Genomic DNA, 21,524 nt, shown 5'->3' with positions numbered 1-21,524 from the left:
GCGCGTGAGTTCAATTCATGGCTGATATCAAGAAGGTCGTTCTGGCCTATTCCGGTGGTCTCGACACCTCCGTCATCGTTCGCTGGCTGCAAGACCACTACGGATGTGAAATCGTTACCTTCACCGCTGATCTCGGTCAGGGCGAAGAAGTCGAGCCGGCGCGCGCCAAGGCTCAGGCCATGGGCATCAAGGACATCTTCATTGAAGATCTGCGCGAAGAGTTCGTGCGCGATTACGTGTTCCCGATGTTCCGCGCCAACACCATCTATGAAGGCGAATACCTGCTCGGCACCTCGATTGCACGTCCGCTGATTGCCAAGCGTCTGGTCGAAATCGCCAACGAAGTCGGCGCCGATGCCATCTCGCACGGTGCTACCGGCAAGGGTAACGACCAGGTTCGTTTCGAGCTCGGCGCCTATGCGCTGAAGCCAGGCATCAAGGTCATTGCACCATGGCGCGAATGGGATCTGACCTCGCGTGAAACGCTGATGGCCTATGCCAAGACCCGCGACATCCCCATTGATTTCGCCAAGGCCGGCAAGAAGTCGCCGTACTCCATGGACGCTAACCTGCTGCATATCTCCTATGAAGGTGGCGTGCTGGAAGATCCGTGGACCGAGTGCGAAGAGTCCATGTGGCGCTGGTCGGTGGCCCCAGAAGCAGCTCCCGATGTTGCTACCTATATCGATCTGACTTTTGAGAACGGTGATGTTGTTGCCATCAATGGTGAGAAGCTGAGCCCAGCCACCGTGCTGACCAATCTCAACCAGATCGGCGGTGCCAATGGCATCGGCCGTCTTGATCTGGTCGAGAATCGCTACGTCGGCATGAAGTCACGCGGCTGCTACGAGACGCCGGGCGGCACGATTTTGCTCAAGGCGCATCGTGCCATTGAATCGATCACGCTGGACCGTGAAGTCGCCCATCTCAAGGATGAGCTGATGCCGCGCTACGCCTCGCTGATCTATAACGGCTACTGGTGGTCGCCGGAGCGTCTGCTGCTGCAGGGCTTGATCGACAATTCGCAGGTGCATGTGAATGGCGTGGTGCGCCTGAAGCTGTACAAGGGCAATGTCATTGTGGTGGGCCGCAAGTCGGAAGCTAACTCGCTGTTCGACACCCGCATCTCCACTTTCGAAGATGACGGTGGCGCTTATAACCAGGCTGATGCTGCCGGGTTCATCAAGCTCAATGCGCTGCGCATGCGCATTGCCGCCAACAACGGACGCGCACTGCTCGGCAAGTGATGTCCGCCGCTCCTGCCGCGCTTATGTTTCCAGGGCTACGGATGCCCGAGAAACATAAGCGCGGCAGCGGACTAGGCTACGGCGTAGTCAGCTTGAGCGGCACCACCAACATCCCTTCGGTGGCTACCCCTTGCCCCTGATCCAGCAAAAATATCCGCTCAGCCGGCACCACTTTGCTCTCCAGCAGCGCCGTGACAATGACCTGCCCGCGTTGCTGCGCCAGTGCATTGAGCGCGTTGTCGCTGACGGCTTGCAGCCCGGCAAGGGCATCCACTAAGCGTGCTTCATAGCCGGCCTCGTTGAGCTCCATTTTGCCGCTAGGCGCGGGCACTTGCGATAGCTCGCGCAGGGCGCTTACGGCTGATCGGCTTTGGGCCTGACGCAGCAAATATTCCAAGGCTTCGATGCGACTGTCTTTGCGGCCTTGCAGACGCTGGGCAATGGCGGCGTCGACTTTCTGGCGCTGCAACGCTGCACGATCCGCTTTGGCATCGCTGAGTCCGCGTACTTCAAGTTGCAGGGCGGGGCGTGCGCTCAGTACCTTTTCCAGCTTGCCAAGGTTGTCGCGAGCCGCCGGGCTGAGCTCCGTGCTGCCGAGTGCGAACGGGACTTCGCCGAGGCTTGCCCCATCACCACCCAAAAGGTTGCCGAGCACGCTGAAAGGCGCAGTAATGGCGCGTTGCAGCAAATTCACGAAGGCCTGCCAGATAATCGGACCGATAGAAAACTCGGGGTTGTCGAGGCTGCCGCTCAGGGGTAAATCGATGTCGATGTTGTCATCGACATCGCGCAGGATGGCGACCGCCAGTTTCAGCGGCAGGCCAATAGATTCCGGCGAATCGACCTTTTCACCCAGACGTAGCTGGCGCAAGACCACCTTGTTGTCGGCTTTCAACTGTCGCTTTTGAATTTGATAATTGAGGTCGAGATCGAGCTTGCCACGGTCGATGCGGTAACCGGCAAAGCGTGCGGCATAAGGTGTCAGGCTGCTCAGTTCGAGCTGGCGGAACTGTAGGGCCATATCGAGGCTAAGGTCGCTGGCAAGCGGATTCATCTGGCCACGAATGCTGACTTCGCCGGAGGGTGAGACCACGCCTTTCAGATCGACTTTGGCACTGGCAACATCACGACTGTCGAGGCCGGTAATGCGGCCTTGCAGCTTTTCGATGCCGGTAGCAAAGCCCGGCGTCATGCTTTGGTCACCAAAGAGCATGGCGCTGCGGCGAACGCTTACCGTGTCGATACGGACAGACATCGGCTTGCTGGCAGTAGCAGGTGGAGGCGGCGGTGTTGTGGCCTCGGCCTTGGGCGCGATGGCCAATTGCGCCAGATTGAGCTGACGATCCGGAGAAATGAGCACCTGCCCGAAGAGGCCGTCGGTATCGATGTTGTTGATACGCAGCTGATTGCGCTCAAGTTGCAGGTTGAGCCCGTTAATTTGCAGGCGCTGGGCGGCGAGTAGGCGAACCTGGTCCTTGCTGTTGAGGATGTTGAGCTGAGAAATGCCCGCATTACCGGTCAGGCGCACACCCGATTCTGGGTCCCATTTCAGTGCCAGCTCGCTACTTGCGGTGCCTTGTTTGAGCTCGATGGCCAGTTGTTGTGCGAGATAGGGTTGTGCCAGCGTCAGCGGCAGGGCGCTGCTGTTCAGGTTGAGGCTAACGGATGGCTGCTCAATGTCGACCTCACCCGCGATGGCGATGCGCCCTTGCTGGAGCTGCGCGGTGACTTGCAGTGGCAGTGGTTTAGGTGCTGGCCAGAGCAAGGTACCCGTGCTGACATGAATGTTGTTCAGCGTCGCTTTCATGGCGGGTTGCGTGCTGGCATCACGCCAATGGATGGCCCAGTCAGTCAAAGCCAGTTGATCTAGGGTGAGTTGCCAAGGTTTTGCCGGGGCAGTGGTTTTGGCCGCAGTTTCTGCAGCGTCGGCCTTGGCATTGCCGCGCTTGTTAGGCTGCGCCAGTGCCTGCAGCAGGGGCAGATTACCTCGGCTGTCGCGCTGTATCTGCAATTCAGCGGTGGCGGCACTGATCTGGCCAATGTGCACTGTCTGCGCCGGCCAAGCGACATCGATTTGGCTGATGTCTAGGCTGGGTAGATCAAACAGTGGTTGCTTAAGCTGACGCGGAAGGCGCAGCGAGAGGTCGCGTAATTGCAGGGCCGCTTGTGAGATTTTCGCCGAGGCCTGAGCGTTCACGACCTGGGCTTGATAGGGGAGTTGCAGTGCAAGCCGACCACTGCTCACGGTCAGCGGTAAAGGCTCTGGCAGCATGGCTTGCACGCGGGTGAGTGGCAGATTGGCGAGGCTGAACTTGCCTTGGCTGCTGAGGTTTTTCAGATCGATGCGGCCATCCCACGTCAGCTCGGTATCGTCATCGAGACGTGTGCTGAAGGCGATGCGGCCCTCTTCTTTGCTGGCATAGGAACGCAGATCGCGCACTTCAATGCGGCTAGAGGCCAAGCGCACATCGACCACCGGCTTCATCTTTTCATCGCGGAAATGCAGCTTGCCCTGATCCAGCAAAAAGTGGTCGATTGCCCAGCGCAGGTTGGATGGCGGCTCGTTAGGGTCCGATGCGGGCACCAGTTTGAGCAGATTGAGCTCACCCGCAGGGTTGATGATGGCGTTCACTTCCGGGCCGATTAGCGCAACATCATCGAGGCTGATGCTGCCGCGCCAGAGCGAGGCCAGCGAGAGGTTGACGCGAATCTGCTCAGCGGCGACTAAGACATCGCTGCCATCTTGAATCTTTAGGTGTTGCAGCGCCAACTCGCCTTGCAGTGGATTGAGACGGATGTCGCCAACACTCAGCTGCACGGGTAGTTTTTGCGCGACCGCCCAAGGCAATAGGCGTTTCAGTAAGGGTGGGCCGCCGAGCCAAAGTAGCAGGCAAAATGCCAGCCAAGCGACCAGCAGACGAAGGCTCCATATTTGCCAGCGAGGGCGTGTCTTAGGCGCTGTATTCGGCGTCGCGCCACTGAGTTGCTTGCCTTGTGTAGCCGTGGCTTCAGTCATATTGCTTGTCCTTGAAATCGCATAAGTCCTCGATCCGGCAGCTTCCGCAGCGCGGTTTGCGCGCGATGCATGTGTAGCGTCCGTGGAGGATGAGCCAATGATGGGCATCTTGCCGGAATTCTTGAGGTACGTGGCGCATCAACGCTGCTTCCACGGCATCTACATCTTTGCCTTTGGCAATGCCTGTGCGGTTGCTGACGCGGAAAATATGCGTGTCCACCGCAATAGTGGGCCAGCCGAACGCGGTGTTGAGCACCACATTGGCTGTCTTGCGGCCAACGCCGGGCAAGCGCTCCAAGGCGGCACGGTCTTCCGGTACTTCGCCGCCATGCTCGTCGAGCAGAATGCGGCAGGTTTTAATGGTGTTCTCCGCCTTGGTGTTAAACAGGCCAATCGTTTTGATGTACTGCTTCAGCCCCTCAACGCCAAGGGCCAGCATTTTTGCTGGGGTGTTGGCGATGGCAAACAATGGCCCCGTGGCCTTATTCACGCCAACGTCGGTGGCTTGTGCCGAAAGCAATACGGCAATGAGTAACTCAAAGGGATTGCGATAATGTAGCTCAGTGGTTGGGTGCGGATTGTCGGCACGCAGGCGAGCAAAAATTTCCTGGCGTTTAGCGGCATTCATGGCGGGCAACACAGATGTTTAATTTCAGGCATTCTATCGTGCAATTTAAGCAGTGGTATGAATTGGAGTGATCACGATGACGAATCGTAGTGGGAAGGGTGCATTGATTACCGGCGCATCAGCGGGTTTAGGCGAGGCATTTGCTCGCTTGCTGGCTGCTGAGGGGCACGATGTGATGTTAGTGGCGCGCCGCGCGGAGCGACTGCAAGCGCTCGCCGATGAGCTGTCGGCAACGCATGGTGTGCGAGCGATTGTCTGTGCACTGGATTTGTCGGCAGTAGGCTCGGCAGCTCAGGTCCAGGCAGCAGCGGATTCTGCCGATTTTCAAGTGGATATTCTGATTAACAATGCTGGGCTAGCCGAGCCGGTCTCGTTTCTGAATTTCCCCGTCGACAATGTGCGCGCCATGATTGAGGTGATGATTACCGGACTCACCGAGCTGACTCATCGATTTGCTCAGGGAATGGCTGATCGTGGCTGGGGTCGCATTATCAATGTCTCGTCCTTGGCCGCCTTCGCACCCAACTCACCCGGCATGCTCTACACCGGCATTAAGTCGTATGTGTTGAATATCTCGCAGGCATTAGACATGCAGCTGAAGCCCTCTGGCGTGCACGTCACGGCATTGTGCCCGGGCTTCACATGGACAGAGTTTCATGACACCCAAGGCACACGGGAGTGGGCGAATCAGTTGCCGGCCTTTGCTTGGCAGGATGCGCCGACCGTGGTGAAGGCAGGTTGGGAGGCGGTGACTCGTGGTGAGCCGGTGTGTGTGCCGGGTGTGGTGAACAAAGCCGTGGCATCGTTTACCAAGCATTTGCCTGAGCGTCTGCGCTATTTATTTGGCAAACACGCGCGGATGGTTCATTAAGCCAGCGCGGATTTCTCTAAAGCGTCCTGGGCTGCCTGGGCTGCTGCGCGCAGTTCAGGCAGCTGCGCCAGCAATACCTCACTACTCTCTCCCCGTGCTTGTAAGGCACTGAGCTGTTTCTCTGCTTTTTTGAGCTGGCTGCGCGCCATGGCGGCCGCAATCATCAGGGCGCTGCGTTCAGCATCGGTGAGCGCGGGCTTGGCTTTTTCGGCCTTGCGCTTAGCCAGCGCCTCTGCGGCTAAGGCTAAGCGGCTATTACGAGCCAGAAAGCGTTCGCGGGCTTTATCGGCGCGATTTTTTGCCTGCTGAAGGGCATCAGCAGACGCGTTCTGCGGTGGGTGCCACGTGAGCGGAATGTCAGCACCCGGCACTAGGTCAATACAGTCCACGGGGCAGGGGGCCACGCAGAGATTGCAGCCCGTACACTCCGCCTCAATGATGGTATGCATGAGTTTAGCCGCGCCAACAATGGCATCGACCGGGCAGGCTTGAATGCACTTGGTGCAACCGATGCATTCATCTTCGCGAATAAAAGCCACCAGGCGATGGCTGGGTGTGATGCCATAGTCGGGGTCGACCTGCTCCGGGGCTGGCACCTGTAACAAGTGGGCAAGTGCCTGAATCGTCGGGATGCCACCGGGTACGCAATGATTGATGGCCTCGCCCTGAGCCATTTGTTCGGCATAGGGACGGCAGCCGGACGTTTTGCACAGGCCACATTGGGTTTGTGGCAGCAGGGCATCAATCCGATCCACGAGGTCGATCGTGACAGTTGCGATGCGAGAGTTGGGCGTGGGTGACGACATGGGCTGAGCTGGCTTAAGTCAAAAATCGGCGCACTGGCAGCGGAATAATGGGTTGATTATTGCATCGTGACGCAGACTACGGCAAAGTCGGTCGTCTTTTAATTCTGGCAATTGACCATGTCTGATCTTTTACATCTCTCGGCAACGCAATTAGCCGCTCGAATTCGCTCCGGTGAAGTCTCATCGGCCGTGGTAGTAGAAGCGCATATTGAGCGCCTGCGTCAGGTTAACCCTATCATTAATGCCGTGGTGGTAGAGCGTATTGCGGATGCCCGAGTAGAAGCAGCGAATGCCGATCGTGAAATTGCTGCGGCACGCGCAGCGGGCACGCTCGATCAGCTGCCACCCTTTCTGGGCGTACCGTGCACCATCAAAGAAAGCTTCCATTTTGCAGGCATGCCTAATACCTCGGGTTTGGTCAGCCGCGTGGGCTTGAAGGTCGCAGAGGATGCGCCTACCGTGGCGCGCCTGCGAGCAGCCGGTGCAATTCCGCTGGGTGTGACCAATACCTCCGAAGTCTGTATGTGGATGGAAAGCTATAACCATGTCTATGGTTTAAGCCGCAACCCCTACGACCCTTCGCGTACCGTTGGCGGTTCCTCGGGTGGCGAGGGCGCGATTGTTGGCAGTGCCGCATCGCCCTTTGGTTTAGGGGGGGATGTGGGTGGCTCTATTCGCATGCCGGCGTTTTTTAATGGCGTCTTTGGCCATAAGTGCTCGCCGGGTTTAGTGCCAAATGAAGGTCAATTTCCTGGCCCCTCCGGCAATATTGATCGTCACCTGTCAACGGGCCCCTTGTGCCGTCGCGCAGAAGATTTAGAGCCCCTGCTGCGAATTATGGCGGGTGATGGCGCGGATCAGTTGAAGTCGGTTGGCGACGTTGATGTGTCTCGCCTGCGTGTTCTGCAATTTGCTCGTGAGCTAGCCATTTCGCCAGATGCCGATCAAATGGGCGCACGCGATCGTGCCGTTCAAGCCCTGATGGCTCGCGGCGCTCGTGTTGAGGCCGTGCACTTGCCGTTAATGGCCAAAGCTCGTGATTTGTGGACTGCCATGCTGGCTACTGCTGGCAGTGAGCACACGTTTGCAGACCACTTGTTTGGTTCGCGCAGCCCCTTACCGGCGCTGAAAGAGTTTGGTAAGTTGGCATTAAAGCGCTCGGATCACACCTTCCCCTTGGTGGTGTTGGCGCTGTTTGAACGCCTGCCCGAGCTGACCCCGGCGCGCACCGCAAAATTGCGAGCAGAGGCCCTCACCTTGAAGGCTCAACTGGAAGATTTGCTCGGCGATGACGGTGTGCTCATCACGCCGACCTATCCCACGGTGGCGCCTAAACACCACAAGGCTTTGTTGCCGCCCTTTAACTTTGTGAATTGCGCGGTATTTAATGCCCTGTCCTTACCCGTCACGGCCGTGCCGACCGGCCTCAACGCGGCGGGCGTTCCCACCGGTGTGCAGGTGGTTGCCAAAGAAGGTAACGATCACCTGACCCTGGCAGCGGCACTGGCGCTCGAAACAGCCTTGGGTGGCTGGGCTTATCCTGTGGTTCAAGGCGCTGTAGCGCGATAAGGAGTAGTAGATGGAAATTCGTCGTGGCATCGCCGAGGCTAATGGTATTGAACTGGCCTATGAAGATATGGGAGATGTCCTGCATCCCACCATTCTGCTGATTATGGGGCTGAGTGCTCAGCTCACCTTATGGCCACTGGGCTTTTGTGAGCAGCTGGTGAAGGCGGGCTATCGTGTAGTTCGCTTTGATAACCGCGACATTGGTTTATCCACCAAGCTGTCGCATTTGAAAGTCACCGGCCCGGTGTGGAAGCGCTTTCTGCGCGCTCAACTCGGCTTGTCCAGCCCCGTGCCTTATACGCTGCACGATATGGCGGAAGACGTGCGTGGTCTGCTCGATTTCTTGCAAATTCCTAGCGCGCACGTGGTGGGTGCATCCATGGGCGGCATGATTACTCAGGTCTTTGCGGCCAAGTATCCGCAGCGCGTACGCTCGGTCGGCATCATTTTCTCCAGTACCAACCAGCCCTTCTTGCCACCGCCCAAGCCGTCTGCCTTAAAGCCATTGATGTCCGGACCGGGCAAGGGTGCTACGCGCGAACAGATCATCGCTCATTCCGCTAAGTTCATGCGCACCATCGGCAGCCCCAAGTATCCGTTCACGCAGGATGAGTTGGTGGCCATGGCAACCGAGCTGAATGCGCGTAGCTATCATCCTGCCGGTGTGGTGCGTCAATTCAACGCCATTATCGGTACCGGTAGCCTGAAGCCGCTCACGCGTCGTATTGATAAACCCACCGTGGTTATTCACGGCACAGCCGATCCGCTGGTGCGTCCTGCTTGCGGCAAAGCCATTGCGCGCAATATCCCCAAGGCGCGTTTGGTGATGATTCCGGGCATGGGTCACGACCTGCCGCCTGGCGTGTGGGAGCGCATTACGCATGCGTTAATCGTGAACGCTAAGCAAGCCTAAGCAATCGGGCACTGTTGATGAGTGCCCTCATCGAGTCTGTCGCCAGCGACTAGGCGGCAGACCGGTCCACGCTTTAAACGCCCGACTAAACACCGCCAATTCGGCATAGCCCAAGTCAAGTGCCAGCCGTGTTAGGTCAATATCACTCTCGGCAAGGTGTGTGCAGGCCAGCTCAAATCGCACGGCACGCAAGCGCTCGTCGTAGTGGGTCTGTTCCGCCTTCAGCCGATCCTGCAACGTCCTTGGATGCAAGCCCACTAAGCCCGCCACCGCCTCTAGAGAACATTCACCCGTTGGCAGTAGCGCTGAAATACTCCGATCTACTTGCATGCTGATAGAGATGGGCGCCAGCTGCCAGTCATCGCGCCAATGCTGCGCTAGTCGAGACTGTAAACGAGGAGTTACCGCGACGGGTTGCGCCAGCAATGTCAGCGGGTAGCTCAACGAGTTAGTCGGCTCATCGAATTGCGGAGAACAATGAAAGGTCTCTTCCAGCGTGCGAACCAAGGCCGCAGTTGGGCGTGGCATGCTCATACAGACACGGATTGGCGGAGGGTGAGAGGGTTGCAGATCGCTCATGCCGCGTTCAAGCAGCGTGAGGCTAAGCATCATCATTTGTTGGCAGTTCACTTGCTCAGCAAAGGCTAACTGCAAGTCCAATTGAATTGCCTCAGCAGTAATCTCACTGTGTATTTGTATGCCTCGAGCATGAAAACCGAGGTTGCGTTGCAAGCCAAGCAGCGCCTCTCCCATGGTGCGCTGCCGGCATAACCAAGCACCCAGCGCCCCGACCACTTCTAAGCCCTGTTGGCGTCCCAATAAAAGGCCAAACGCGGGTTCAGCTAGGGTTTGTGCGGTGTGTTCGTATAGCCATGCCAATTTAGGGTAGGACAGGTATATGTCCGGATTCTCCAGAGCAGCTATCGGTAAGCCAACATCGGTGAGTAGGGCTCTGGGGTCATGTCTATAGCGACGAACGAGTTCGGCATAACCGAGTAAACCGCCACTGCGCGCAAGGTAGCGCATCAATTTCCTGCTCCAATGACGCTATTTTCGCCAGAAAGGCTCGCGATTTATCAAATCATGACCGGTTTTCAGCCGTATTGTCGATGCTTAACGATAACAATAAGTAGAGGCAGCTCAGGATATGACCACTCGCTACGATGTGCTGATTCAACGTGGACGCTACTTTGATGGCACGGGTGGCCCGTCAGCCATTCGCGATGTCGCCATCAAAGACGGGCGCGTGCTCAAGGTCAGCGCTGATCCGCTCGATGCTGCTCAGGCGGCACGGGTGATTGATGCCACTGGCCAGTGGATCACACCGGGCTTCCTCGACACGCACACGCATTACGATGCCGAGGTTATCGTTTCACCCAGCCTGTCAGAGTCGGTGCGCCACGGTGTCACCACGGTGCTGGTCGGCAGCTGCTCGCTGAGCATGATCTGCAGTGATGCAGAAGATGCCTCCGATATTTTTACCCGAGTAGAGACTGTGCCGCGGGAAAAGGTGCTGCCGATTCTGCAGCAGCACAAGACTTGGCGCACGGCTCGCGAATGGGTCGATTACATCAAGACGCGTCCGCTTGGGCCCAACCTCATCTCCTTCCTCGGTCACAGCGATTTACGCGTGGCCACGCTCGGCCTGCACCGAGCCACCGATCGCGCGGTGAAGCCTACCGAGGCCGAGCTGCAGACCATGGAGCGTCAGCTCGAAGATGCGCTGGATGTTGGTTTCCTTGGCCTGTCCACCATGCGCCTGAAGTGGGACAAGATTGACGGTGATCGTGAGTGGTCGAAAAGCCTGCCCAGCACCTATGCCCGCTTTGCCGAGATGCGCCGGCTCAATCGCATACTGCGCCGTCGCGGTCGCGTCCATCAGGGCGCACCGAATGCGGCTAATCCATTCCAGATATTTGAATATATTGGCGCCGCGCTGGGCTGGCTGCGCCGGCCCATGAAAATGACGCTGATCGCGCTCATCGAGCTGAAAGGCAACATCACCGTGCGGCCGATGGCGCAGATGGTCTCGCGCTTAATTAATGCGTTGGGCGGCAATTTCCGCTGGCAGTTCCTGCCGACGCCGTTCACGGTCTACGCCGATGGCATCGACGTGGTGTTCTTCGAGGAGTTCGGTGCCGGCGAAATGGCGCTGGACCTGCGCAATCAGGTCGAACGCAACGAGCTGCTAAAAGATGAAGCCTATCGCCGCAACTTTCGCAAATTCTATGGCGAGAAGCTGAGCCCGCGCGTCTGGCAACGCGACTTTGGCGATGCCATTGTGCTCGAATGCCCGGACGGCTCGTTGGTCGGCCGAAACTTTGCGGATATTGCGCGTGAACGCTCGGTGCATGTGGTCGATCTCTTTCTGGATCTGGTGGTTGAGTTCGGCCGTGCGCTGCGCTGGTACACCACCGTCGGCAACGATCGCGAAGCCACGCTGCTCAAGCTGGTGCAGGACCCGCGCACACTGATCACCTTCTCGGATGCCGGCGCTCACATCCGCAACATGGCGTTCTACAACCTGCCGCTGCGCTTTCTCAAGCTGATCAAGGGCGCTGCCGATCGCGGCCAACCGGTGATGACCCTGGAGAAGGCGATTTGGCGCTTGACCGGCGAGCAGGGCGAGTGGTTTGGCATTGATGCCGGGCATATCCGCGAGGGTGATAGAGCCGATTTGGTGGTGCTGGATCCCGCCGGTTTTGATCAGGACCTGCAGCAGGTGTCATGGGCCGACATGGAAAACTTCGGCTTGCAGCGCTTGGTCAATCGCAATCCGGGCTTGGTCCGCCATGTTTTCATCAACGGCCGTGCTGCGGTCAGCGAGGGTGAGGTGATGCCGGAGCTGGGCCGTGAGCAGGGCTTCGGCACCTTCTTGCCGGTGCGCTGAATCATGAACAACACCTCTTTGAGCGCCTGGCGCGCACGCTTTTTGACACTGGCGGCCCCTGCGCCGGCATCGATTCCCGGGTTTCGCCGGGTGGACTTTGTCGGGCCGTTCTGGTTGCGCGGCAGTGCGCCGTCGGCGATTGCGCTGGGTGGTTTGCCGGGCTGGCTGGGCAAGCGTTTCATCAGCGATACGCAGGCGATCAATGTGCTGAAGGGGGGAGAGGAGCGTTTGCCCATGCAGGTTGAGCTCACCGCCTCATGGCTGGATGGCAAGCCGGTGCTGGTTTGCCACTACGGCTCGGAGTCGCCATTCCCTTGGCGACGGGTGCGTGACGAGTTCCGCGAGTTGTCAGAAACGACCTGGCTGGGCATGACGATGATTGACTTGCCCGGCCTGCGTCGTGTGGGTTGGCCGTTTCTGCTAACGCGCGTCTGCTAACGCGGGGAGATCAGGCCGCTTTCGCGACCTCACCCTCCAGCTTTTCACGCCAGTAGGCCACGAGCGCACTGTTTTCGTGATCCCAGGGATGGAAATCCGGCTTGAAGAAGTCCAAGTATTCGCGAGTCAGGCCACTGAGAATGCCGTTGCGGCCGAACAGCTTGTTCAGACCGAAAGCCCAGCTGCGCAGATTGAAAAGCTGTTTGTCACGCGCCATGAACTGCAGCTGGAAAGCTGACACCACGGCGGCAAGGATGACCGACGCAAAGACCTGAAATACCACGCGCTCGGCATAGTTGTTACCTGGTACTTGCTTGTAAAGATCGAAGGCGACGGCCTTGTGTTCGGTCTCTTCGATGGCATGCCACATCCAGATCGGGCGCATCTCGTCCGACAGATTGTTCATGGTGTCGGTATCGGTGAGCAGGCGGTTGGCGATGATGCCGGTGAAGTGCTCCAACGCCACCGTCACTGCCAGCTGCTGACGCTTAGTCAGGATGCGACGGCCGAGGTTGAGCAGGCCCAACGTGAATTTCTCAGCACGTAATGCTGGCAGACCCTTGGCTTCCAGCATGTTATTCATGCTGACGTGTTCCAGCGAATGCATGGCTTCCTGGCCGATGAAGCCGGAGATGTCCTTAGCGGTGACATTTTCACCGGCGTGCTCACGCAGGGCGCGCACGGAGTCGACGAAGAAACGTTCGCCGACCGGAAACAAGCTGGACAGTGTGCCCATGAAGTGGGTGCTGAAGGGGTCATTGAAGGCCCAGTGATCTGGCACCTTGTTGGCATCAAAGGCGAAATCCATGCGGGTCGGTTTGATCTGAATCACATCCGGCGTGGCTTTGCGCGAAGCGTTAGTACCCATGGCAAGAACTCTCGAAAACGTGACGACAGAGTCACGACGAGACATAACTTACCGGTTCTATGTAACAGTGTCAAATGTAAAGGTTGAAGTATTTCCGACTTTATTCGGTTTCAGGCCTTCTTCACGAACTCGGATTTCAGCTTCATGGCCCCGATGCCGTCGATCTTGCAATCGATGTCGTGGTCGCCATCAACGAGGCGGATGTTCTTCACCTTGGTGCCGACCTTGACCACCAGCGACGAGCCTTTGACCTTGAGGTCCTTGATCACGGTGACGCTATCGCCGTCGGTCAGCACATTACCGTTGGCGTCCTTGATTACGCGTGCGCCATCGCCAGCTTCAGCAGCTTCGGTGGCTGACCACTCATGGGCGCAGGACGGGCAGATGAGCAAGTCGCCATCAGCATAGGTGTAGTCGGATTGGCATTTCGGGCAGGACGGGAGCTGACTCATGGAAGTATGGCCTTGAATTTTCAGAGGGGGAGGCGGGCGCTGAGCCAGCTGCCGATGTCGGTGATCTCGTCCAGGCAGACGGCATGTGCCATGGCGTAATCCTTCCAGACCACCTGGCCACCCAGGCTTTCCACCACCGCTGCGGCGGCGCGGCCCATGGCCAGCGGCACCACATCGTCGTGGCGACCGTGGGCAGCGAATATCGGCACGCTCAGACAGGCGGTGTTGAGCTCATCGCGCAGCAGCTCCGGCGTGGGCAAATAGGTGGACAGCGCGAGGATGCCGGCCAGCGGCTTGGCATGCGTGAGGCCGGTGAGCCAGGCAATGGCACCACCCTGCGAGAAGCCGGCGAGCACGATGCGGCTACAGGGCACGCCGCGCGCATTTTCGGCGGCGATGAGCTGGCGGATGGTCTCGCGGCTGGCGCAGATGCCGGCGACATCGACTTCGCGCTGATCGCCATCGAGCGAGAGGATGTCGTACCAGGCCGGCATCACATAGCCGCCGTTGATGGTCACCGGAATCGCTGGCGCATTCGGAAAAATGAAGCGCACGGCGGCATCGGCCGGCAGACCCAGCTCGCGGATGATGGGCACGAAATCATTGCCGTCGGCACCGAGACCGTGCAGCCAGATCACGGTCAGTGTGGGGTTGGGCGCGGTATCGCGAGTGATGACAGTGAGCAGGGACGGCATGGCGCAAATATCCTGATGAAGTGCAGGTCGCGAAGTGTAGCGGTGATTGACAGCCTGCGACGAGTATTGCTTGCTTGCGCCATTCCAAAAACAACTCGCCGAGGATGTCCGCATGAAGAAACTGCCGCGTGATGCGCAAAACGACTACACCCGTGAGATGGCCGCTGCGCGCCGAGCGGTGGTCACGGCCGAGACCGGTGCCGAGCTTGCCCACACCGGCAACTACTCGCTGGATCCGGCTGTGCTGCCCGGCAATATTGAGGGCTTCTCCGGCATCGTGCAGGTGCCGATGGGCTTTGCCGGTCCGCTGCGGGTCGATGGCGAGCATGCGCAGGGCGAGTTCTATGTGCCCATGGCGACCACCGAAGGCACGCTGCTGGCCAGCTACAGCCGAGGCATGCGCCTGACCCGCGAGGCTGGCGGCGTACGGACCACGGTCATCGATGACGCCATGCAGCGCGCGCCCATCTTTGTCTTCAGCGATGCCCGCTACGCCCGCGACTTCGGCCACTGGGTCGAGGCTAACTTCGCGCAGATCAAGGCCGCCGCCGAAGAAACCACGCGCTCCGGCAAGCTCCGCGACATCCAGCAGTTCAGCATGGGCAAGATGCGCTGGCTGCGTTTCAACTTCACCACTGGCGACGCTGCCGGCCAGAACATGGTGAGCAAGGCCACGCACCACGCTTGCCAGTGGATGCTGGCGCAACAGCTCCCGGGGCTGGAGCATTTCTCGCTGGCCGCCAACTTCGATACCGATAAGAAGCATTCGCAGGTTAACAGCCTGCACACGCGCGGCAAGCGCGTGGTGGCCGAAGTCACGCTGCCGGCCGCGCTGCTGCGCGATGTCATGCACACCAGCGGCGAGGCGCTGTTCAAGCAGCGCCAGCTCTCTAACATGGGCGCGCTCATGGCCGGCTCGGTCAACAACGGTGCGCACTTTGCCAACGGCATCACGGCGATGTTCATCGCCTGCGGGCAGGATGTGGCGAATGTGGCGGAGTCATCTGCCGGCTATGTGCATGGCGAGCTGAAGGCTAATGGCGATTATTATTGCTCGGTGACGATTCCGGCGCTGATCGTGGCGACCTATGGCGGCGGCACGGGGCTGCCGACGCAGCGCGAGTGTCTGGAGGTTATGGGCTGCTATGGCGAGGGCAAGGTGCGCAAGCTGGCTGAGATCGTCGCGGCCACCGTGCTATGCGGCGAGCTGTCACTAGCGTCGGCGATAGTTTCGGACCAGTGGGTGTCCAGCCACGACAAGTACGGTCGCAACCGGCCCTGAGGGCCGACATAGCTTCATGAAGTGTTAGAGGCTGGACTGCAATCGATCAATGTCTTGTTTTAGCAAGGTATTAGCTAATACTGAAAGTTCGACGCCACGAGCTTTTGCCAAGTCCATGAGTGCTAACTGCAGGGATTGATCGAGATAAACAGGCAGCAAAATTTCTTCGCGAACATGAAAAAATTTACCGCGCTCACCGTGGCTGAAGTCATATTCATTTTGCATGGCTTTACCCTCTGTACTGGCAATTTTCATGCGCAGTCGCTAAACGTGCAGAGATGATGCGGATGCGTATCCGGCTCGGATCTCTGTCACGCCATGTATGTATTACAACAGCAATCCGTTGCTGTCCAATCTCACCAAGCGTGATCCAGCGCTCTTCGATATCACTGTGCTCTGAGTCCGGGATAGTCAGTGCTTGTGGATCTGCAAACACTGCCGCGGCCATTTCAAAGCTGATGCCGTGCTTCTTCAAGTTGGATGCTGCTTTGGCGGGATCCCACTCGATGTGAAGACTCATGCTTACTTCACCGCCATACCCGGTTGCGCGCCGTCATCCGGCGTGAGCAGGAAGATATCGCTACCACCGGGACCTGCAGCCAGCACCATGCCTTCGCTCATGCCGAACTTCATCTTGCGCGGGGCGAGGTTGGCGACCATAACGGTGAGGCGGCCGACCAGCACGCTGGGGTCCGGGTAGGCGCTCTTGATGCCGGAGAAGACCTGGCGGGTTTCGCCGCCGAGGTCGAGCTGCAGACGCAGCAGCTTGTCGGCGCCCTCCACAGGCTCGGCCGAGACGATGCGCGCGACGCGCAGATCGACCTTGGCGAAGTCCTCGATGCCGATCACGCTCGGCGCGTCCGCCGGCTTGTCGGCCTTGGCGGCGATTGCCTTGGCATCAGTGGACTTTGCAGCGGCTTTTGCCGGTGCAACAGCCACCGGCTGGGCATTCGCCAGCGAATCCGTCGAGTCCGCCACCATGGCCGCAACCAGTGCCGGGTCGACGCGGGTCATCAGGGCCTGGAAGGTCTCGATGTGCTGACCGAGCAGCAGTTCGCGACGCGACTCCCAGTGGAAATCGGGCAGGTTTAGGAAGCCGGCGGAGGCTTCGGCCATGGCCGGCAGCACCGGTGCCAGATAGGTCATGAGCTGGCGGAACAGGTTGAGGCCGACCGAGCACACGGCCTGCACTTCGGCATCCATGCCTTCGACCTTGGCCAGTGCCCACGGCTTTTTCTCGTCGATGTACTGGTTGGCGCGATCGGCCAGCGCCATGATTTCGCGGATAGCACGGCCGAATTCACGCGCTTCGTAATGGGCAGCGATACTGTCGCCGGCGGCGATGAAGTCGTTGAGCAACTGCGGCTCGGCACAGTCGGCGCTGAGCTGGCCATCGAAGCGCTTGCTGATGAAGCCGGCGCAGCGGCTGGCGATGTTGACGACCTTGCCGACCAGATCCGAATTCACGCGCAGGGTGAAGTCTTCGAGGTTGAGGTCGATGTCCTCGACCTTGCCCGAGAGCTTAGCGGCGAAGTAGTAGCGCAGGTACTCCGGATTTAGGTGCTTGAGATAGGTCTGCGCCTGAATAAAGGTGCCGCGCGACTTCGACATCTTCTGGCCGTTCACGGTCAGGAAGCCGTGGGCGAACACGCCGGTCGGCTTGCGGTAGCCCGCGCCTTCGAGCATCGCCGGCCAGAACAGCGCGTGGAAATAGACGATGTCTTTGCCGATGAAGTGGTAGAGCTCGGTGTTGCTGCCCACTTTCCAGTAGTCATCGAAGTCCAGCCCCGGCGTCTTTGCGCACAAGTTCTCGAAGCTGGCCATGTAGCCCACCGGGGCATCTAGCCAGACATAGAAATACTTGCCCGGCGCATCAGGAATTTCGAAGCCAAAGTAGGGCGCATCCCGCGAGATGTCCCAGTCGGCCAGACCGGACTCGAACCATTCGGCGAGTTTGTTGGCGACTTCTTCCTGCAGCGTGCCGCTGCGCGTCCACGCCTTCAACATGGCCTCGAAATCTGGCAGCTTGAAGAAGTAGTGCTCGGACTCCTTCTCCACCGGTGTCGCGCCGGAGATGGTCGAGCGCGGGTTCTTCAACTCGGTCGGTGAGTAGGTGCCGCCGCAGACTTCGCACGAGTCGCCGTACTGGTCCAGTGCGCCGCATTTTGGGCAATCGCCTTTGATGAAACGGTCAGCCAAAAACAGCTGCTTTTCCGGGTCAAAGAGCTGGCGAATGGCGCGCGTGGTGATATGCCCGCCGCTCTGCAGCGAACCGGCAGCTGCACCGGGGATGCCATCACGCAGACGCGTGTAGATCTGCGAAGCGCGCGCGCGGTTCTCGTCGGAATGCGTCGAATGGTAGTTGTCGAAGCGGATGCCGAAGCCGGCGAAATCGCGCTCGTGTTCGGCCTTCACATTGGCGATCTGCTGCTCTGGCGGCAGGCCGTTCTGCTCGGCCTTGAGCATGATGGCGGTACCGTGAGCATCATCAGCACAAACATAGTGCGCTTCGTGACCGCGCGCGCGCTGGAAGCGCACCCAGATATCGGTCTGGATGTATTCGACGAGATGGCCGAGGTGGATCGGGCCGTTGGCGTAGGGTAGGGCGCTGGTAACGAGCAGGCGACGGGACATGAGCAACTTCGTTAGGTCAGAAAACAGGTGGACAATGATAGCATCGCCCTGCCGCATTACACTGCCTTGAAAAATTTCATGTCGTTGATCATCTACGTCGGGATGCCGTTATGGATATGCCAGAAGTACTCATCATTGGTGCAGGCTTAGCGGGCTTGAGCGCCGCTCGGCGTTTACAGCAGCAGGGCGTCAGTGTGCAGGTGTTAGAAGCACGTGATCGCGTTGGCGGGCGCAGCTGGACCGAGTGGCATGGGGAAACGCCGGTGGATCGTGGCGGCGCGTGGATAGGCCCGACGCAAAATCGGATGCTGGCCTTAGCGAAAGAGTTTGGCCTGAAAACGGTCGCTCAGGGGCGCGAAGGGCGCTCCGTGTATTGTATCGGTAACTCCCGCAAGGTCCATGGCGACAAGCTGCTGGGTTTGATCTCCACCAGTGGGGCGCCCCATGATTGGCGCATTCTTCCCGATCTGTTGAAGTTAGAGCATCGACTGAACGCTATGGCTGCCAAAGTGCCTGTCGGGCGTCCTTGGGATGCGGCAAACGCTCAAGCCTGGGATAGCCAAACACTGGGCGACTGGCTGCGTCAGCAAATAGGGCAAGAGCGCACCCGTGTGTTGGCCGAAGCTACGTTTGAAACCGTGTGGGGTGCTAACGCTCATGAGATGTCGCTGCTCTATGCGCTGCATTACATCGCGGCGGCGGGGGATGAAACTCATTTGGGTACGTTTAATCGCCTAACGGCAAGTATCAACGGCGCACAAGACCAACGCTTTGCGCTGGGCAGTCAGTCCGTGTCGCTTGCGTTGGCAGACAGTTTGGGTGATGCCGTGGTGCTGAATGCTCCGGTGCATCGCATCAGCCAAAACGACGAGGGCATTACCGTCGAGGCCGGGGAGCGTGTTTGGCAGGCGCAGTCCATCATCGTTACCGTCCCGCCCTTACTGCGGCCCAGCCTGGGCTTTGAGCCCGCTTTACCGCAAGCGCAACTCAGCCATTTGGCGCAGATGCGAATGGGGCGTCTCATGAAGTACGAGGCTATTTATGATCACCCATTTTGGCGGGATGCAGGATTGAATGGCACGGCCGTTTTGGCGGATGGCTTAGTGAATCTTGTTTTTGATGTATCTCCTGCGCAGGGCAATGAAGGCGCACTTCTCGCTTTTATTGGTGGCGCGCATTTAGCGCTAGCGCAACAAATGTCACCTGAAGCGCTACGCGAGCATGTCTTGTCCGCTTTTGCGCGTTGTTTTGGCGAGGCTGCGCTGACGCCACGAAACTGCATTTGCCAAGATTGGACGCAAGAAGGTTATAGCCTGGGCGGTCCCACAGCGATTTCTACTGTGGGGGCCTTAACGCAATATCGCGATGCCTTATCACGGCCCGTCGGCCAGATTTTTTGGGCGGGAACCGAGCTGCCCGGCTATTGGACCGGCTATTTAGAAGGGGCTGTTTTGTCTGGGGAACGTGCTGCCGAGCAGGTATTAGCGGCTCGACAGCGTTAACGGGCTAGGCGGCTTGAATCGCTTTTAACGCGTAGCTTTCCAAGGCTTTCACACGCGCTGCGATGAGGTGGCGATTATCGTGCTGCCAGGGGTGGAAGCCGGGACGGTAGAAGTCTAAATACTCCGGGATAATGCGCGTCAGCATGCCCGGCTTGACCAGCAAGAACTTAGCGAAGCCGAGTGCATCTCGCCAGTTTCCCAGCTGATTGTCGTGTTTGAGAAGGCTGTATTGCATACGCAACGTAATTAACAGAAAGAAGAACGTGGCCTGCGCCATGCCCCTAACCCGCAGCCAATAGTCGTCTTCCGTCGCGGCAAAAACATCAAAAGCAACGGCTTTATGCTCCGTTTCTTCGACGGCATGCCACATAAACATGTCGGCATAGACGCCTTGAATATCTTCAACAAAATCCGTTTGTTTCAACATAAGGTTAGCCAAGATGGCCGTGAAGTGCTCAAATCCCACGGTTAAGGCCAACTGCTCCCGCCGTGAATAGCGCTTCTTAGCGAAACTCAGCGCTTTTTTCATGAAGGTGATTTTGGACTCAAGCGGCAGCTTGTGTTGATCAATTAAGGCCTGATTAAAGGCTTCGTGTTCTTTACCGTGATTGGCCTCTTGACCAATGAACGCCCGAATCTGAGCTCGTAATTCTGGGTCAGTAATCTCGTTTTCATAATTGCGAACCGCATGAATAAAGAAGCGCTCACCATCAGGGAAGGTGGTGGAGAGTGCATTCATGAAGTGTGTGATCCACACATTCCCTTTGTACCAGTATCGCGGCAGCGCGGGGATAGCAAAGTCCATGCGGCGAACGGTAATGGGCAGAGGCGTTTTGCTGATCATGTAGTACCTCGAAATAAAATAGTGGGTAGTAAGAACCCTACCTATCGAAGCGTGACTGATGAGTCTTTTGATGAGTAGGCGGTGAGCTGCCGTAAATCGGTCATTTGTGGCCAGGTAGTCCATTGTAAGTGCAATACGTCAAACCTATACACACTTACCACGCAATAAGGGTTCAACGCAGTGAGTGACGCAGTAGTGTAAAGCCATCTAAAAATTTTAATGGCTAGACAATAGTCATATTAAAAGTAAAAGGTTAAGGCATGACAAAACTTAGAAAACTAAATGCAAGGGCGTGGCTAATTTCGAAGCTAAGAAGTTATAGCCCATTAGCGTTTGCTTTATCGTTATTTGTGGTTGGGTTTCTACTGTCTAGCAGTATTAGCTCGCTGATATATATTCAATATAAAAAAGATGCTCAGTTGGAACTTGAGAGCGAGTCAAAATACGCTGTAGAGAAAATACAAAGCATTTTATCTACCTATGAGATTGTTTTACGAGACATGAGAAGTCTTATGTACTCTGTTGGTTTGGATAATATCACCAGGAAAAAATTTAAAGACTATTTTTTATATCGAAATGTGACGGAGGAGTTTCCAGGGGCTAACGGCCTAGGATTTGTAAGAAAAGTAAAGCAAAATGATTTAGAAAGCTATATAAAGCTAAAGCAAGATAGTGAATATTCTGAATTTAAATTAAAAAACTTTTTTCCATATAAAGGTGATCATTGGATTATTGAGTATCTTGAGCCTTTATCTTTAAATAAATTAGCTATTGGTCTCAATTTGGCGTCAGAACCTAGCCGACTAGAAACTATTGTTGATGCAGTAAGGTCTGGTCGTGCGATGCTAACGCCACCAATTACGCTGGTG

The 21,524-nt window shown here is 57.6% G+C and carries 20 protein-coding genes; 9 read left to right on the top strand and 11 right to left on the bottom strand.

Going from position 1 to position 21,524, the window contains the following annotated elements; all coding sequences use genetic code 11:
* The first annotated feature begins 17 nt into the window (after positions 1-17).
* Positions 18-1,247 (top strand): argininosuccinate synthase, encoded by a 1,230-nt coding sequence (locus tag AC14IB_RS05745; RefSeq protein WP_484230979.1) that lies wholly within the window; start codon positions 18-20, stop codon positions 1,245-1,247.
* A gap of 76 nt (positions 1,248-1,323) precedes the next feature.
* Here the strand turns inward: AC14IB_RS05745 and AC14IB_RS05740 are convergent, their stop codons facing one another.
* Both AC14IB_RS05740 and nth read right to left on the bottom strand, forming a co-directional pair.
* Complete coding sequence (locus AC14IB_RS05740) at positions 1,324-4,263, bottom strand: DUF748 domain-containing protein (RefSeq protein ID WP_484230978.1); 2,940 nt, start codon at positions 4,261-4,263, stop codon at positions 1,324-1,326.
* Complete coding sequence (gene nth, locus AC14IB_RS05735; RefSeq protein WP_484230977.1) at positions 4,256-4,891, bottom strand: endonuclease III; 636 nt, start codon at positions 4,889-4,891, stop codon at positions 4,256-4,258. Before nth ends, AC14IB_RS05740 begins: the two co-directional genes overlap by 8 nt.
* Before the next feature lie 76 nt (positions 4,892-4,967).
* On the opposite strand from nth, the gene AC14IB_RS05730 reads away from it, so the two are divergent.
* Complete coding sequence (locus tag AC14IB_RS05730; RefSeq protein WP_484230976.1) at positions 4,968-5,762, top strand: SDR family NAD(P)-dependent oxidoreductase; 795 nt, start codon at positions 4,968-4,970, stop codon at positions 5,760-5,762.
* Here the strand turns inward: AC14IB_RS05730 and AC14IB_RS05725 are convergent.
* Positions 5,759-6,568 (bottom strand): RnfABCDGE type electron transport complex subunit B, encoded by an 810-nt coding sequence (locus AC14IB_RS05725; protein WP_484230975.1) that lies wholly within the window; start codon positions 6,566-6,568, stop codon positions 5,759-5,761. The two genes, AC14IB_RS05730 and AC14IB_RS05725, sit on opposite strands and share 4 nt — an antisense overlap.
* 117 nt (positions 6,569-6,685) lie before the next feature.
* Here AC14IB_RS05725 and AC14IB_RS05720 point away from each other — a divergent pair, with 117 nt between their 5' ends.
* Both AC14IB_RS05720 and AC14IB_RS05715 read left to right on the top strand, forming a co-directional pair.
* Complete coding sequence (locus AC14IB_RS05720; RefSeq protein ID WP_484230974.1) at positions 6,686-8,137, top strand: amidase; 1,452 nt, start codon at positions 6,686-6,688, stop codon at positions 8,135-8,137.
* 10 nt (positions 8,138-8,147) lie between these two features.
* Positions 8,148-9,050, top strand: a complete 903-nt coding sequence (locus tag AC14IB_RS05715) for an alpha/beta fold hydrolase (protein ID WP_068858310.1) — start codon at positions 8,148-8,150, stop codon at positions 9,048-9,050.
* Between the two features lie 27 nt (positions 9,051-9,077).
* On the opposite strand, the gene AC14IB_RS05710 is transcribed toward AC14IB_RS05715, so the two are convergent.
* Positions 9,078-10,076 (bottom strand): AraC family transcriptional regulator, encoded by a 999-nt coding sequence (locus AC14IB_RS05710; protein WP_484230973.1) that lies wholly within the window; start codon positions 10,074-10,076, stop codon positions 9,078-9,080.
* A 121-nt stretch (positions 10,077-10,197) separates the two neighbouring features.
* Between AC14IB_RS05710 and AC14IB_RS05705 the strand changes: the two genes are divergently transcribed.
* Complete coding sequence (locus tag AC14IB_RS05705; protein ID WP_484230972.1) at positions 10,198-11,940, top strand: N-acyl-D-amino-acid deacylase family protein; 1,743 nt, start codon at positions 10,198-10,200, stop codon at positions 11,938-11,940.
* 3 nt (positions 11,941-11,943) lie between these two features.
* Entirely contained in the window at positions 11,944-12,378 is a 435-nt protein-coding gene (locus tag AC14IB_RS05700) for a hypothetical protein (protein ID WP_484230971.1), read from the top strand.
* A 10-nt stretch (positions 12,379-12,388) separates the two neighbouring features.
* Here AC14IB_RS05700 and AC14IB_RS05695 read toward each other — a convergent pair whose 3' ends face one another.
* From AC14IB_RS05695 to AC14IB_RS05685, 3 genes are all read right to left on the bottom strand, one after another.
* Entirely contained in the window at positions 12,389-13,246 is an 858-nt protein-coding gene (locus tag AC14IB_RS05695) for a metal-dependent hydrolase (RefSeq protein WP_484230970.1), read from the bottom strand.
* A gap of 110 nt (positions 13,247-13,356) precedes the next feature.
* A complete protein-coding gene (locus AC14IB_RS05690) occupies positions 13,357-13,698 on the bottom strand; it encodes a zinc ribbon domain-containing protein YjdM (RefSeq protein WP_484230969.1) in 342 nt (113 codons plus the stop codon).
* A gap of 20 nt (positions 13,699-13,718) precedes the next feature.
* Positions 13,719-14,507: an alpha/beta hydrolase gene (locus AC14IB_RS05685; RefSeq protein WP_484230968.1), complete on the bottom strand. Its 789-nt coding sequence runs from the start codon at positions 14,505-14,507 to the stop codon at positions 13,719-13,721.
* Here AC14IB_RS05685 and AC14IB_RS05680 point away from each other — a divergent pair.
* Positions 14,506-15,675, top strand: a complete 1,170-nt coding sequence (locus tag AC14IB_RS05680; RefSeq protein WP_484230967.1) for a hydroxymethylglutaryl-CoA reductase — start codon at positions 14,506-14,508, stop codon at positions 15,673-15,675. The genes AC14IB_RS05685 and AC14IB_RS05680 overlap by 2 nt on opposite strands.
* 24 nt (positions 15,676-15,699) lie before the next feature.
* On the opposite strand, the gene AC14IB_RS05675 is transcribed toward AC14IB_RS05680, so the two are convergent.
* From AC14IB_RS05675 to metG, 3 genes are read right to left on the bottom strand one after another with little or no spacing between them, the layout of a single operon-like run.
* Complete coding sequence (locus AC14IB_RS05675; RefSeq protein WP_484230966.1) at positions 15,700-15,900, bottom strand: hypothetical protein; 201 nt, start codon at positions 15,898-15,900, stop codon at positions 15,700-15,702.
* Positions 15,901-15,904: 4 nt separating this feature from the next.
* The gene (locus AC14IB_RS05670; protein WP_484230965.1) at positions 15,905-16,195 is read right to left on the bottom strand and encodes a BrnT family toxin; all 291 of its coding nucleotides are present in this window, start codon (positions 16,193-16,195) and stop codon (positions 15,905-15,907) included.
* Between the two features lie 2 nt (positions 16,196-16,197).
* A complete protein-coding gene (metG, locus tag AC14IB_RS05665; RefSeq protein ID WP_484230964.1) occupies positions 16,198-18,309 on the bottom strand; it encodes a methionine--tRNA ligase in 2,112 nt (703 codons plus the stop codon).
* 110 nt (positions 18,310-18,419) lie between these two features.
* On the opposite strand from metG, the gene AC14IB_RS05660 reads away from it, so the two are divergent.
* Entirely contained in the window at positions 18,420-19,811 is a 1,392-nt protein-coding gene (locus AC14IB_RS05660; protein WP_484230963.1) for a flavin monoamine oxidase family protein, read from the top strand.
* A gap of 4 nt (positions 19,812-19,815) precedes the next feature.
* Here the strand turns inward: AC14IB_RS05660 and AC14IB_RS05655 are convergent, their stop codons facing one another.
* Positions 19,816-20,655, bottom strand: a complete 840-nt coding sequence (locus tag AC14IB_RS05655; RefSeq protein ID WP_484230962.1) for a metal-dependent hydrolase — start codon at positions 20,653-20,655, stop codon at positions 19,816-19,818.
* Between the two features lie 260 nt (positions 20,656-20,915).
* Between AC14IB_RS05655 and AC14IB_RS05650 the strand changes: the two genes are divergently transcribed.
* The coding region (locus AC14IB_RS05650; RefSeq protein ID WP_484230961.1) for a CHASE domain-containing protein at positions 20,916-21,524 on the top strand (609 nt) is incomplete at its 3' end.

This window comes from Perlucidibaca sp. (assembly GCF_057084925.1).
This window is presented reverse-complemented; position numbering and strand designations above follow the sequence as displayed.

What these genes read in the sequence shown, in the direction of transcription:
- AC14IB_RS05745 (WP_484230979.1), top strand. Translation starts at nt 18, where the DNA reads ATGGCTGATATCAAGAAGGTCGTTCTGGCCTATTCCGGTGGTCTCGAC.
- AC14IB_RS05740 (WP_484230978.1), bottom strand. Translation starts at nt 4,263, where the DNA reads ATGACTGAAGCCACGGCTACACAAGGCAAGCAACTCAGTGGCGCGACG.
- nth (WP_484230977.1), bottom strand. Translation starts at nt 4,891, where the DNA reads ATGAATGCCGCTAAACGCCAGGAAATTTTTGCTCGCCTGCGTGCCGAC.
- AC14IB_RS05730 (WP_484230976.1), top strand. Translation starts at nt 4,968, where the DNA reads ATGACGAATCGTAGTGGGAAGGGTGCATTGATTACCGGCGCATCAGCG.
- AC14IB_RS05725 (WP_484230975.1), bottom strand. Translation starts at nt 6,568, where the DNA reads ATGTCGTCACCCACGCCCAACTCTCGCATCGCAACTGTCACGATCGAC.
- AC14IB_RS05720 (WP_484230974.1), top strand. Translation starts at nt 6,686, where the DNA reads ATGTCTGATCTTTTACATCTCTCGGCAACGCAATTAGCCGCTCGAATT.
- AC14IB_RS05715 (WP_068858310.1), top strand. Translation starts at nt 8,148, where the DNA reads ATGGAAATTCGTCGTGGCATCGCCGAGGCTAATGGTATTGAACTGGCC.
- AC14IB_RS05710 (WP_484230973.1), bottom strand. Translation starts at nt 10,076, where the DNA reads ATGCGCTACCTTGCGCGCAGTGGCGGTTTACTCGGTTATGCCGAACTC.
- AC14IB_RS05705 (WP_484230972.1), top strand. Translation starts at nt 10,198, where the DNA reads ATGACCACTCGCTACGATGTGCTGATTCAACGTGGACGCTACTTTGAT.
- AC14IB_RS05700 (WP_484230971.1), top strand. Translation starts at nt 11,944, where the DNA reads ATGAACAACACCTCTTTGAGCGCCTGGCGCGCACGCTTTTTGACACTG.
- AC14IB_RS05695 (WP_484230970.1), bottom strand. Translation starts at nt 13,246, where the DNA reads ATGGGTACTAACGCTTCGCGCAAAGCCACGCCGGATGTGATTCAGATC.
- AC14IB_RS05690 (WP_484230969.1), bottom strand. Translation starts at nt 13,698, where the DNA reads ATGAGTCAGCTCCCGTCCTGCCCGAAATGCCAATCCGACTACACCTAT.
- AC14IB_RS05680 (WP_484230967.1), top strand. Translation starts at nt 14,506, where the DNA reads ATGAAGAAACTGCCGCGTGATGCGCAAAACGACTACACCCGTGAGATG.
- AC14IB_RS05685 (WP_484230968.1), bottom strand. Translation starts at nt 14,507, where the DNA reads ATGCGGACATCCTCGGCGAGTTGTTTTTGGAATGGCGCAAGCAAGCAA.
- AC14IB_RS05675 (WP_484230966.1), bottom strand. Translation starts at nt 15,900, where the DNA reads ATGCAAAATGAATATGACTTCAGCCACGGTGAGCGCGGTAAATTTTTT.
- AC14IB_RS05670 (WP_484230965.1), bottom strand. Translation starts at nt 16,195, where the DNA reads ATGAGTCTTCACATCGAGTGGGATCCCGCCAAAGCAGCATCCAACTTG.
- metG (WP_484230964.1), bottom strand. Translation starts at nt 18,309, where the DNA reads ATGTCCCGTCGCCTGCTCGTTACCAGCGCCCTACCCTACGCCAACGGC.
- AC14IB_RS05660 (WP_484230963.1), top strand. Translation starts at nt 18,420, where the DNA reads ATGGATATGCCAGAAGTACTCATCATTGGTGCAGGCTTAGCGGGCTTG.
- AC14IB_RS05655 (WP_484230962.1), bottom strand. Translation starts at nt 20,655, where the DNA reads ATGATCAGCAAAACGCCTCTGCCCATTACCGTTCGCCGCATGGACTTT.